Here is a 12,536-nt window from a genome sequence, read left to right on the forward strand (position 1 = left end):
GATTGTATTGAATCGAGAGAATGAACTTATAGATAGAATAAAAGATGAAGAGCGGATATTTATCTATGGAGCTGGTATGGTGGGGAGATTGGTGTTGAAGAGACTACTATACCAAGGGATACGGAAAGAACATATAGTTTTTCTTACAACAAATCCGATTGATAATTGCTGGCTTGATGGTTGTCCTATATATACCTGTTCAAATCATATCCTTGATAAAGGCGTGGTTATTGTTGCAACTAAGGAACGATTTCACGAAGAGATTATTAATAATTTAAGTTTGAACGGGTGTGATATACCGATTATTATTTGTAATTCTGAATTGTGTTCGGATCTTGAGAATAATCATATGAGGTTATATCCGGTACCGGATAATGGGGAGATTATAGATGTTCTATTAATGACATCAGATAATTACAAAGGATCAGGAGCATTTCTTTGCGCAGTAGAATTATGTGAGCAAATGAATCAATCTGGAATTAAGATGATGATTATTCTTCCTGAATATGGTGAGGGAGAAGATATTTTAATAGAAAGAAAACTTCCTTATGCGTACATACCATCAAAAAATTGGTGTGTAGATAAGAACAATAATTATACATATAATTTATTTGATAATAGATATGCTAGACAGACAATTAAAGAGGTTATTATATCTCATAAGGTGAAAATAATACATAATAACACCTCTTATACATATGTGGGGGCTGAGGCAGCTATTGAGGCAGGTATCACTTATGTTTGGCATTTACGAGAAAATATAAGCTATCAGGGACAGAGGTTTATTGATGAAAAATATACCGCCAAACTTATGAACGGAGCTGGAAGGATTATTTGTGTTTCGCAGTTTGAAAGTAAAGCGTATGAGTTTTTAGATTGTGAAAGAATTTCAGTGGTTTATGATGGGATTGAAGAAAATAGTTTTATGCCGGCTAATAATGATCGTTTTAGTGGAAGTGAGGTGAGAATAGTCAATGTTGGAGGAATTAACGAGTTAAAAGGACAGGAAGATATTATACGAGCGGCTGCTATTCTTAAGAATTCAGGGATGACTTTTTCTGTTAAATTAGTTGGAAGAGGCGATGAATTGTATATAAATGGTTTAAAATTACTTGTGGCTGAAAACCATATGGAAAAAGAAGTATCTTTTATTGGCTTCTCTGATAATGTAAAGCGGATTTATGATAGCTCGGATATAGCCATAATTTCTTCTAGAGCAGACTCTTTTGGTAGATTTACTGTTGAAGCTATGTGTTCTGGCTGCTTAATGATTGGTGCGAATGCAGGTGCCACCCCAGAAATAATACGCAACGAAATAAATGGATATTTATATAATGTAGGTGATTATCATCAATTGGCAAGAGTGATAATCAATGCTTACAAAAATAAAAAAAAGGTCAGAGAATTAATAGACGAAGGAATAAGAACCGGTAAACAGTATACTGTAACATCAAATATGAAAAATATCAAAGAAATATATGATGTGTTGTCAGGTAAAGGAGAGGGCTGTGAAGTATAAAAACTACGAACAAGCAAGGGCTGAGATATGGAAAGAACTGATTGGTGGGCTGTATATTGGTGGTGAATCTCCCATTATTCTTTTTGGCTGTGGTTGGATGGGTACAGAACTTGTAAAGTGTTTTGGCAAAGATATTAGAGAAAGGCTTGTGGGTTTTTGTGATAATAATAAATCTTTATGGGGAACAAAGAAATATAATATTGAAATTAGATCTCCTAAAGAATCATTAATCCTTTTTCCTGAAGCTATATTTATTATAGCTATTGCAAGAGGGGCATTAGAAGTAAAAAAGCAGTTGATTGATATAGGCATTGCAGAAGAAAAAATTAGAGTTTTTAGGTTGAATGACAATGGTGTTGCTATAAGAGGATATTTATCTGAACGCCTAGGGGCTAAATATGAGATTGATTATGATTTTCCTGCAGAAGCGGATGTTCCTGTGGTGAGAAGTGTCGATAGAAATGAAAAAAGAGATTTTCGTGTTTCAATAGATGAATATTTAGGAAGACGTCTTGATAATAATGAACTTTTTGATGCTCCGGTCATTGATGAATATGAGAAATGCTATGGAAAGTATCTTGATATTTCTGAAAACAAAAATGAGGGCGAAGAAAACTCTGTAATAATTATGATAGCGAAGAGCCATATGGATTATTCAAATATGGAATTGGACAATCCTGATATTTATATTCCTATTCAGGCTGGGAGCGCACTTACTGATAAAGATATATGTGATTTGAAAGATAATCAAGGAGAAAATATATCGGATCGAAATTACAACTATTGTGAATGTAGTGTCCTATATTGGGCTTGGAAAAACGGTTTTGCCAAAGAATATCAATATTTGGGATTAAGGCACTATAGAAGAAAATTTGAAATATCAGTTGAACAACTTAGGCATCTCTCCAGTAATGGTATTGATATTGTTCATTTAGATCCAATGTATCATGAGGATATAAGAGCTAGATTTTCATTTCACACAAAAAATGATAAAGATTGGGATGTTATGAAACAAGCTATACATACTGTATTTCCGGAATATGATGAGGCCATGAGAATATATGAGAATCAGCATTTTGTTATCGGTTACAATATGAGTATTTTAAGACGAGATATATTTGATGATTACTGCAATTTTTTATTTGGAGTTTTGACATATGTTGAGGATTACTATCTTAAACGCTGCGATAGGAGGGATAGGTACCTAGGTTTTTTGGCTGAAAATTTGTTTGGAATATATTTGATAAAAAATAAAAATAAATATACTCACGCTGTAACTAAGCTTGTTCCTTACATAAAGTATTAAACAACATTTGAATATGGGAGATTGAATGGAACAGTTGATAAGAACTAATAGTAATATAATGATTTTTGGGGCGGGGGATGTTGCCAAAGAAGTGTGTTTTTGTATGGAAAGAGAACCATATAACTGTAATGTTATTTCATTTTTGGTTAGTAGTATTGCAGAAACAACACCCGAAAAAATTGGCAATATTCCAGTCGTTAGTTTTTGCGAAGAAAATTTGGATAAAAACGCATTAATATTGGTTGCTGTTCTTGAAAAATATAGAGATGATATATGCGATTTACTAGATAGTCTAAACGTGAAGAATAGAATATTTTTGACTTTTGAAAGTAATCTTTGGTCGGCTGTAAGACTAAAGACGTACGAAGAATACTGTTTGAGGGAGGGATATCCATATAAATTTGGGGTAGATAGCTTGGCGAGTGATAAGACAATAGACTCAGAGAAGAAATCTGATATTTGTGTCTATGTGACCAGAAGCACAAAGGATAAGCCAATCAAAACAGAATATAAGCCAAGAATATGGGAAGAAGAGATATATGCAGGAGCTGCATTGGATTTCATCGAAACCAATGTTATAGGAGATAACATGGGAGAAAATATATCCGATAAGAATCGCAAATATTGTGAATTGACAGCGATGTACTGGATGTGGAAAAATACAGATCATGATTACATCGGACTTTCCCATTACAGACGCAGATTTGATTTTACGGATGAAGAAGTATCGAAAATAACGGCAGGAGATGCAGATGTTATTTTAACTACCCCTGTTATAAATGTACCTTCTGTTGAGTATATGTATGGTAAGAATCATGACATTAATGATTGGGAGATAATGAAAAAAGTGGTGAAAGATTTATCACCTGATTATGCTGATTCACTTGAGGCAGTTGCGGATTCCAATTACTACATTCCGTACAATATGTTTGTTATGAAAAAACAGGTATTTGATAAGTATTGTTCTTGGCTGTTTCCTGTTTTGGAGGAATGCGAAAAGATAATAGGCGATAAGGAAGATGTGTATCAGAACAGATATATCGGATTCTTGGCAGAGCGCCTGATGACAGCATATTTTCTGCATCACAAAGATGATTACAATATAGTTTTTTGTAATAAACATTTCTTGGAGTGAGAAGGGAAAGCGATGAGGCTTGTAATTTTCGGAGTTCAGAACTACTTTCATAAAAACCCCCGCATTTCTGCGGGGGATAGATACAAATTTATGCAACTTGAAAAAAATAAAAGTTTACTTTTTGTATTTTTCAAGCTCGGCTTGTAATTTGGCGATGGTGGCGTCTTTTTCAGCAAGTGAAGCATCCTTTTCAGCAACTACAGCTTCATATTTTTCTTCAGCATCAGTATAGCCCGCAGTGTACTGAGAGTTCATCTGCTCTCTGTAACGGCGCTGACCTTCAAGAGCCTCTTTAGCCTGATTGTCATAATTAAGTTCAAAGATCAAGGTGCCCACCTCCTCTATATCAGGATGATTCTTGGCTAAGGCTTTGAATTCTTCCCAGGTTGTTGCCTTGAAAAGATCAGCCCAATAGACAAGATTGTTTTGTTTATCTTCATCTGTAGCTTTGTCTGTGTGGTTTAATTGTAGCACATTTATACCAAATTTATCAGTATACAAGTGATGGCTTTTGAGATTGATAAGACGGTATTTCGCATAGAATTCCGGTTCTGCATGGGGGAGAAGCTCCTGATCGGTGATGCAAAATAAAGTTGTGGGTTTGACTAGGGAATAATTGTCGCCATTGCCGATGTTGTCATATGCGCGGCACAGATAGATTATTGAGCGAGATGTCCAATACTTGTCAGGGTATACCTGGAGCTCAATATTGAGAATCTCATTATTGTTGAGAGTGAGCTTTACATCCATGATTGTTTCTTTACCTGCGCTGTTGAGGTCAATGGGATTCGTGACAATGACACTTTTTACATCATCCGGAGATAGGCCTTTTAGGGCGCATACAAGGCCGGTTAAGGCTCTCTCGGATTTTTGCATGACATAATGGAACATCATGTCGCTCATGAGAGTGAACTCGATTTCTCCTGTTGCTGTTTCGTAGGTTAATGTTTTGCGATTGTCATTTGTTTTTGACATAATAGAATAAAATCCTTTCTGGATACGTAGATTTGGCGGATTCGCCATACATCGGCTTAGAATTGTCATTGAAAGACTGCCGATGTTTTCTATGATATCAGACAAATCTTAAGAAATACTGTCGAAAAAACTTAAGATTTTATGTAGATAGGTCAAATTGAGCAGGGGGCTATATGAAAACTATCATCTACGGCGCCCAGGGTTATGCCCTTGGCACGTATGAAGCGATGAAAACTTTATATCCGGAGCGAGAGATTTTGTTCTTTATGGTTTCTAGCTTTGAAGGTAATCCGGTGGCGCTTGCCGGGGTTCCGGTAAAAGAGCTTGCGGATGTCTCTGCGTCTTTTTCTGATGAAGAGAAAAAAGAGATTGAAGTCATTATCGCTACACCCGAGAACGTTCAGCAGGAGATAGAGGAGACGCTGGATGGATGCGGATTTAGTAATCACAGTAGACTTACTGGCAAGCGCTGGGGCGAGCTGATGGATGCTTTCCATGCAAAGAGTGGAGAGTTCAAGCCGCTTGCGTCATATAAAGCGGTTAACGCTGAGAACGATAATGAGATACAGGAAAATGCGGCAGCAGAACAGTCTTTTGATAAAGATAATTTTGGATTGAATATCTTTTTCGCCAGATCCCACAAAGATAAAGAACTTAAAACCAAGATAATCAGACCGGATTATATGCATCCTATTCAGGTGGGCGCGGCAAATACAGATGAGCGGATCGCTGAGATTACGGATGCTACAGGGGATAATATTTCTGCCAAGAACGGCAACTACTGCGAGATTACAGGACTATACTGGATTTGGAAAAATAGTCTGCGTGACTCTGAATCTGAATACTTCGGCCTTGCCCAGTACAGGCGAAGCTTTGAATTAACTGAAGATGACCTTCGAAGGCTCTTTTGCAATGATATCGATGTTTTGCTTCCGTATCCACTTATGTACGAGCCGGATATCAATAAACATCATGAAAGATATTTAAAGGACGCGGACTGGACAGCTCTTTTGACAGCGCTTAAGGAGGTTAGTCCTGAGTACGCAGAAGCTTTCCCGGGAGTACTGGGGCAGCAGTGCATGTACAACTACAATGTTATCTTAGCCAAGGCGCAGGTCCTTAAAGACTACTGTGAATGGCTTTTCCCCGTGCTTTCGCGGGTGGAGGAGTTATCAGTACCCAAGGGAAGTGAGCGCGCCGACCGTTACATCGGTTATATGGTAGAGATACTTGAAACACTGTATTTTATGAAGAATGCAGACAGGCTTAAGATTGCGCATAAGGCGTGCAGGATGTATGTATGAGGAAGCGCATTAAAGCCGCAAACGCGCTATTATCCAAGAAAGGTACCCATGTTATTCGATTTCATTTTTGGAAAAAATAAGAAAACTACATCCATCCCTTCATACACCTACAATCCGACAAAAGAAAAGCCGATAATCCGGGCATCTATCTGTACCGGTGAGCAAGTTGCGGGCTTTAAAGATTTAGTGACAGGTCAGTTCCACGAGATCATGCTGATCTGCAGCGATAAGGATGTTGAGGATTTCAAGAAGACTTATGGCATTGAGAAAGTGGAGAAGGAGTACTGATAAAGTCGAGTGTCGAGCTCGGCTTTTTATGTTTTATCCATGCGAAATAATACATAGAGAAATACCATGTGAATATGGTACAATTAACAAGTGCCAATCACTGAGCGATTATGCTTCGCTAAGGCACAGAGAATAGATATACATGTTGAGGGTGAGAAAAAGCATATGAAGATAACATATAAAGGCATATTAGATAAAGCTTTTGAGGTTTTGGGGATCATAACATTACCATATATTTTTATACTGAGTATCATTGCTAATCTGGGATACTATCAGAAATTGTTCTTTAGATCACTTTTGATTCTGTTTGTCATATGGCTTGTGATTGGGATATGCAAGCGTAAGAATATCACGATTCCCCCAATTTATCGATTTATTATAGCGGTGACGACGATAATTGTGTCAACCAGCAGTGTGAGCATTTATATCTTGCAGAGGAAAGGAGAACTGCACAATCCGGAGTGGACATATTTTGTGTACGTAGATGCAGCGGTTCTTTTGATCAGTATGATCATATATGTATGCAAGAAAGAGTTGTTTGATTTAGGACTTAGACTCACATCATTATTCGTGCTGTTGACCGGAGTATGGGGATATATTGATTATATAAAGCTTGCCTTTGAGTATATCAATAAGGATAGAGCATATGTGTTGTCATATAGACCCTTCTCAATTTACATGAATCCTATACCTGCAGGGCAGATATTTCTGATGTTCCTATGGATACCTTTTTTTATGGGCAAAAGAGAACCTGATAAAAAAGAGCAGATAATAAATGCCGTTATAAGGACAATAGTATACGTTCCGTTTATTATTCTGACAAAATCCAGAAGTATATGGCTTGGACTCATATTGACAGCTGTAGTGTGGTTTTTTATTTACAGAAAAAGCATTGTTTCAGGTTGGAAGCAGCTCTCTGTAAAGAAGAAATATATATGCGCGGTATTGATGGCTGCAATAGCATGTGTTGGGATTCCGGCTTTTATAAAGGTTGTTATTGCAAGATTCACAGGCCTCAAGGCGCAGCAGCCGTATTATCTGAGATTAAACTATATAAGATACACTCTGGAACAGTATGCAAATAGTAGATTACTTCGCAAGATATTTGGACATGGCCCCGGAAGAAGTAAGGATATGATAACCGCATCTCCATATTTTGAGCCACCTTATAACATCTGCGACAATGCATATATGTCGATGCTCTATGAGTGGGGGATTATAGCGATAATAGCTGTATTTGTCATCTATATATTTGCTTTTAGAATAGTAATTGATTCTGCAAAAGAAAACAGAAAAAGCATAGCTGTTTATTGTGCGTTTGCTGTTATAGCTTGTATAATACCAATCTTCTTTTATGAGGCCCAGATGTGGTTTATGGTTGGTACACCGATGGCTATATTTATAGCAGGTGGGGTGTATAAAGGGATGCAGCAATTGCATAAATGAATTGGCTGAGAGATTGCCATATTTTGGTAATTATACTATCATATTAGGGATTATTGATTAAATTAAGATGGTTGTACATTGTTTATGGGAAAAATTAAGATAAAAGAACAATATCATACAGATAAACGCCAGGTGTTTTGCATCGGAAGTAAAGGAATCCCTGCGGAATACGGCGGATTCGAGACATTCATGGAGAATCTTACTCTGTGCAAAAAGAGCGCCGACTTACGCTATCATGTTGCCGTTATGGCAAGAGAAGATTCAAGATATGAATATAATGGTGCCAAGTGCTACAATGTCAAGGTTCCCGAAATCGGAGCTGCCAAGGCTATCATTTATGATATCAAGGCGCTTGCCAGAGCAATCAGATACTGCGAGGAGAGACCTTCTATTGAGAAGCCTGTTTTCTTTATTATGGCTTGCAGAATTGGACCTTTTATAAAGCATTATAAGAAAAAGATAGAAAAGCTCGGCGGAGTGCTGTATGTCAATCCCGATGGACATGACTGGGAGAGAAGAAAGTGGAGTGCTCCTGTAAGAGCTTATTGGAAGCTTTCCGAGAAGCTTATGATCAAGCATGCGGATAAGGCTATCTGCGACAGCAAGGAGATAGAGAAGTATATTAACAAGGAATATGCTTCATACAATCCTGATACAACATTTATCGCTTATGGCGCGGATCTTTCAAGATCTACATACGCAGACGATGAGGTTAAATTCACAGAATGGCTTTCGGAGTACAATACCAAGCCTCACGGCTATTACCTTGTAGTCGGCCGCTTTGTTAAAGAGAACAATTTCGACATCATAATAAGAGAGTTCCTTAAGAGCTCATCCGATAAGAAACTGATAATCATTACGACTGAGAATGGTAAGCTGCTAAAAGAGTATGATGAGCACTTGCATTTCCTTAACAGCGACAGAGTTATTGTTGCAGATTCAGTATATGATAAGCAGTTACTTAAGAAAATAAGAGAAAATGCCTCTGCTTATATGCACGGACATGAGGTTGGAGGCACCAATCCAAGTCTTCTTGAGGCGCTTGCTTCGACGGACGTCAATCTGGTTCTTGATGTTAAGTACAACCATGAGGTTGCAGAGGATGCAGCGGTATATTGGGACAAGGAAGGCAGGAATCTGTCCGATGTTATCATGCAGGTAGAGGCTTTGTCTGATGATCGCAGGGCGGAGTACGGGAAACTTGCCAAGAAACGCATATCCGATGATTATACATGGGAGAGCATAGCAGAGAAATATGAAAAGGTATTTCTTGCATAAAAGATAGAGAGACTATTTGATATGAGAGTTGGCATAGATGTTCATATGCTCGGTGATCGCTCCGGTGGAAATGAGAGCTTTTACAGAGGCATTCTTTCGGGGATGACTCCCGATTCCGGAGATGAATATTATTTATTCGTCAATAGTGGCGTGGATGTAACCGAGTACGAAGACAGATTTAATATAGTTTATTTTAAAAAGAATAGCTCAATATACAGAAATTGTGTTGAACTAAGGAAGTTGTGCAAGAAGTACAATATCGACGTACTTCATACGCAGTACTATCTTCCTTTTTTTGCACCTTGCAAAACAGTAGTAACGATACATGATCTTTCATTTGAGCATATAAAAGATATATTTACCAAGTCAGAATATATCAAGGACAAGATACTGGTTTCACATGCGGCAAGGAAAGCCGATATGGTTGTCACTGTTTCTGAGTTTTCCAAACAGGATATATGTACAACCTATGGTACTGATCCATCCAAGATAGAAGTTGTTTATAACGCTGTGGATTCTGATTTTACAGTTCTTCCCAAAGATGCCAAGATCAGGTCCGAGGTTAGAAACAAGTTTGGAATCGCAGATGATAAATATATTGTTTGTGTCAGCAATCTTCAGCCAAGGAAGAATATTCCAAGGCTGATAAGAGCATTTAATAAATATTCTGATAATACGGGCTTAGATCATAAGCTTGTGATCGTAGGTAAGAAAGCCTGGATGTACGACGAGATCGAAAAGAGTGTTTCGGATAGCAAGGATAAGGTTATTCTTACGGACTATGTGACCAAGGATGAGCTGATAGCGCTTCTTAATGAGGCATCAGGATGTGTCTATCCTTCGATATTTGAAGGATTCGGAATTCCTCCTCTTGAGGCTATGGCTTGTGGCACGCCTGTGGCGGCATCGGATATTCCAGTTATGAGAGAAGTTCTTGAGGATAACGATTTATTCTTTGATCCGATGGATGAAGATGGAATTGCTACTGCTATTAAGACTCTTTTGGAGACTGATTGCAAAGCTAACACTGAGATTGTAGGCAGATACTCATGGAAGAAGAGTGCTGATATTCTCAAGCAGGTATATAAAAAGGCACAATTGGGTTAGTTAGGACGGATTTATTGTTTCCCAAGCGAGGAAGAACTTGCTTGGGAAATATTTAAGTGCAGAGGAATAGTATGAAACTGGGACTGGTTGTACTAAACTATAATGATTCTGAGACAACTATATCATTTTTGAATCACATCAAAAAATATGGAATAATAGAGAGGATTGTTGTTGTAGATAACTGTTCCACCGACGATTCATTTGATAAGCTTAAAGAGCTTGAAAACGACAAGATTGACGTGATCCGAACGGATGAGAACAGAGGATACGCAGCCGGAAACAACTATGGAGCAGGATTCCTGACCAAAGAATGCAATCCCGAGTACATCATCATATCCAATCCCGATGTGTTTTTTGAGGAATCCGTGGTAGAAACAATGCTTGGCTACCTAGAAAAGCTTCCGGGGGCGGCAGCTGTTGCTTGCAAAATGAATTGCCTATCGGGAATAAATCTTCCAATAGCATGGAAACTACCTAAGTTTAGAGACTGCCTCATTCAGGATTCATATATATTCAAGAAAGTGTTTGGAGATCCTTTGGAATACAAGGAGGACCGTCTTAAATCTGAAATCAGCTTGGTCGATGTACTTCCGGGATCAATGTTCATGATCAAAACAGAAGCTTTTGATAAGGTCGGGGGATTTGATGAGCACACATTCCTGTACTATGAGGAAAACATCCTCGCATTTAAGCTTCAAAAAGAAGGCTATAAGAATTATCTTATAAACAACTGCACTTATGACCACATGCATTCAGTCAGCATAGACAAGAACATAGCATCCGTCAAAAAACGCTTTGAAGTAGCTTATTATAGCAGAGAATGGTACTGTAAGGAATATCTTGGAGCAAGTTCCATACAGCTCAAATTACTGCATATTTTCTATAAAATCGGTGTTTTTAACTATTTGATCTATAAGAAAATAAAGGGATGAGAAAGTAATATATGAAGATATTATGGATATCGCCTTTCTTGCCGTATGACAATGTTGATCACGCCGGCGGAAAGCTCCTAAATCATTATATTAATTCAATTATTGAGAATACATCCTATGATGTGAGATATGTTGGCTTTGCCAAAACTGATGAATACAAGCAATTTACCTTGGACAAGAAGATCAAGTGCTACATAGATTTTTATCATGATCATGGGATCAAGAAGCTTGTCCGAAATGCTTATGACCTGTATTCACTCAAGTGTCCGTTAGACAGAAACGGCAATATCACGACAAGTTACTTGAAATTATGTATAATAGAGCGTCTTAAGGCACTTAAAAAAGAAGGCTATGAACCGGATGTTATAATACTTCATTGGACACAGACGATAGTTTTCGTCAAAGATGTGAAAAAAATCTTTGCGACCTCCAAGATAGTAGGAATAGAAGAAGATGTCAGCATACAGGCATGCCTTCGCAAATACGAAAATGCCAAGAGCAAGCTACAAAAAATGATCACAAAAATGCGCTATGATAACATAGAAAAGTCTGAGATTGCCGCATTAAACAATTGTGATCTTGTAATACTCAACAACGAAAAAGACCTAGAAATGTTGAATAAGCGTGGTATTCGCACGCCTGTTAAAATATGGTCTACATATTATGATAGAATAACTGTTAAAAGGGAAACTGAGCCTCAAAAGAACATTCTCTTTTACGGAGATATGTCAAGGCCTGAGAACTACAGACCGGCCTTGTGGTTGATCGATGAGGTTTTCCCTCTTGTTGAGAAGCTTGGTCTTAAGCTTGTGATACTTGGGGGACATCCCACCAAGGAATTGCTTGACAGAGCTTCGGATAAGGTGATAATAACAGGCTTTGTTGAAGATATAGAACCGTATTTGGCTTCAAGCCTATGCCTTGCAGCACCGCTTGTTCTGGGAGCGGGAATAAAGGTTAAGGTGTTGACCTGTATGGCTGCGGGAATTCCTGTTTGTACCAATGATGTGGGAATAGAAGGAATACCGGCCGAGGAAGGCAAGCATTATCTGCACTGCGAGGACAAGAACGAGTATGCAGATGCTATAAAGAAGCTTTATGAGAATAATAGTTATGCGGAAGAAATAGCAATAAATGCCCGCAAGCTGATAGATGATAAATTTGATTATCATAAGAGCAGCAAAGATTTTGCAAAGTGGCTGCAAGAATTAGTATAATTGGAAGTAATGTAAAGCGAAAAGGAGTG

At 38.0% G+C, this 12,536-nt stretch carries 11 protein-coding genes; 10 read left to right on the forward strand and 1 reads right to left on the reverse strand.

The features are described 5' to 3' along the window. The first annotated feature begins 7 nt into the window (after positions 1-7). From D6853_RS12985 to D6853_RS12995, 3 genes are read left to right on the forward strand one after another with little or no spacing between them, the layout of a single operon-like run. Positions 8-1,519, forward strand: a complete 1,512-nt coding sequence (locus D6853_RS12985; protein WP_120658441.1) for a glycosyltransferase family 4 protein — start codon at positions 8-10, stop codon at positions 1,517-1,519. Then, on the forward strand, positions 1,509-2,825 hold the full coding sequence (locus tag D6853_RS12990; protein ID WP_158588752.1) for a DUF4422 domain-containing protein: 1,317 nt from the start codon (positions 1,509-1,511) through the stop codon (positions 2,823-2,825). The genes D6853_RS12985 and D6853_RS12990 overlap by 11 nt, the downstream gene beginning before the upstream one ends. A 25-nt stretch (positions 2,826-2,850) precedes the next feature. Next, entirely contained in the window at positions 2,851-3,960 is a 1,110-nt protein-coding gene (locus D6853_RS12995) for a DUF4422 domain-containing protein (RefSeq protein ID WP_120658443.1), read from the forward strand. Between the two features lie 114 nt (positions 3,961-4,074). Here the strand turns inward: D6853_RS12995 and D6853_RS13000 are convergent, their stop codons facing one another. Further along, positions 4,075-4,935: an Rpn family recombination-promoting nuclease/putative transposase gene (locus D6853_RS13000; RefSeq protein ID WP_158588753.1), complete on the reverse strand. Its 861-nt coding sequence runs from the start codon at positions 4,933-4,935 to the stop codon at positions 4,075-4,077. A 173-nt stretch (positions 4,936-5,108) separates the two neighbouring features. Between D6853_RS13000 and D6853_RS13005 the strand changes: the two genes are divergently transcribed. The 7 genes from D6853_RS13005 to D6853_RS13035 all read left to right on the forward strand — a co-directional run bounded on the left by D6853_RS13005 (position 5,109) and on the right by D6853_RS13035 (position 12,507). Next, complete coding sequence (locus tag D6853_RS13005; RefSeq protein WP_120658445.1) at positions 5,109-6,239, forward strand: DUF4422 domain-containing protein; 1,131 nt, start codon at positions 5,109-5,111, stop codon at positions 6,237-6,239. A 48-nt stretch (positions 6,240-6,287) separates the two neighbouring features. Then, the gene (locus D6853_RS13010) at positions 6,288-6,527 is read left to right on the forward strand and encodes an aspartate dehydrogenase (protein WP_243108357.1); all 240 of its coding nucleotides are present in this window, start codon (positions 6,288-6,290) and stop codon (positions 6,525-6,527) included. Between the two features lie 165 nt (positions 6,528-6,692). Next, positions 6,693-7,973, forward strand: coding sequence for an O-antigen ligase family protein (locus D6853_RS13015; RefSeq protein WP_147367763.1), 1,281 nt, complete (start codon positions 6,693-6,695; stop codon positions 7,971-7,973). A gap of 84 nt (positions 7,974-8,057) precedes the next feature. Further along, entirely contained in the window at positions 8,058-9,251 is a 1,194-nt protein-coding gene (gene cps2T / locus D6853_RS13020) for a beta 1-4 rhamnosyltransferase Cps2T (protein WP_120658447.1), read from the forward strand. 21 nt (positions 9,252-9,272) lie between these two features. After that, positions 9,273-10,358: a glycosyltransferase family 4 protein gene (locus D6853_RS13025; protein ID WP_120658448.1), complete on the forward strand. Its 1,086-nt coding sequence runs from the start codon at positions 9,273-9,275 to the stop codon at positions 10,356-10,358. A 71-nt stretch (positions 10,359-10,429) separates the two neighbouring features. Further along, on the forward strand, positions 10,430-11,290 hold the full coding sequence (locus tag D6853_RS13030; RefSeq protein WP_120658449.1) for a glycosyltransferase family 2 protein: 861 nt from the start codon (positions 10,430-10,432) through the stop codon (positions 11,288-11,290). An 11-nt stretch (positions 11,291-11,301) separates the two neighbouring features. Beyond that, positions 11,302-12,507: a glycosyltransferase gene (locus tag D6853_RS13035; RefSeq protein ID WP_120658450.1), complete on the forward strand. Its 1,206-nt coding sequence runs from the start codon at positions 11,302-11,304 to the stop codon at positions 12,505-12,507. The last annotated feature ends 29 nt before the right edge of the window (positions 12,508-12,536 follow it).

Source organism: Butyrivibrio sp. X503, from assembly GCF_003625475.1.
Lineage (GTDB): Bacteria > Bacillota > Clostridia > Lachnospirales > Lachnospiraceae > Butyrivibrio.

Excerpts from the sequence above, each read along its gene's own strand:
- D6853_RS13035 (WP_120658450.1), top strand. The coding sequence starts at position 11,302 with ATGAAGATATTATGGATATCGCCTTTCTTGCCGTATGACAATGTTGAT.
- D6853_RS12995 (WP_120658443.1), top strand. The coding sequence starts at position 2,851 with ATGGAACAGTTGATAAGAACTAATAGTAATATAATGATTTTTGGGGCG.
- D6853_RS13030 (WP_120658449.1), top strand. The coding sequence starts at position 10,430 with ATGAAACTGGGACTGGTTGTACTAAACTATAATGATTCTGAGACAACT.
- D6853_RS13025 (WP_120658448.1), top strand. The coding sequence starts at position 9,273 with ATGAGAGTTGGCATAGATGTTCATATGCTCGGTGATCGCTCCGGTGGA.
- D6853_RS13000 (WP_158588753.1), bottom strand. The coding sequence starts at position 4,935 with ATGTCAAAAACAAATGACAATCGCAAAACATTAACCTACGAAACAGCA.
- D6853_RS13015 (WP_147367763.1), top strand. The coding sequence starts at position 6,693 with ATGAAGATAACATATAAAGGCATATTAGATAAAGCTTTTGAGGTTTTG.
- D6853_RS13005 (WP_120658445.1), top strand. The coding sequence starts at position 5,109 with ATGAAAACTATCATCTACGGCGCCCAGGGTTATGCCCTTGGCACGTAT.
- cps2T (WP_120658447.1), top strand. The coding sequence starts at position 8,058 with ATGGGAAAAATTAAGATAAAAGAACAATATCATACAGATAAACGCCAG.
- D6853_RS13010 (WP_243108357.1), top strand. The coding sequence starts at position 6,288 with ATGTTATTCGATTTCATTTTTGGAAAAAATAAGAAAACTACATCCATC.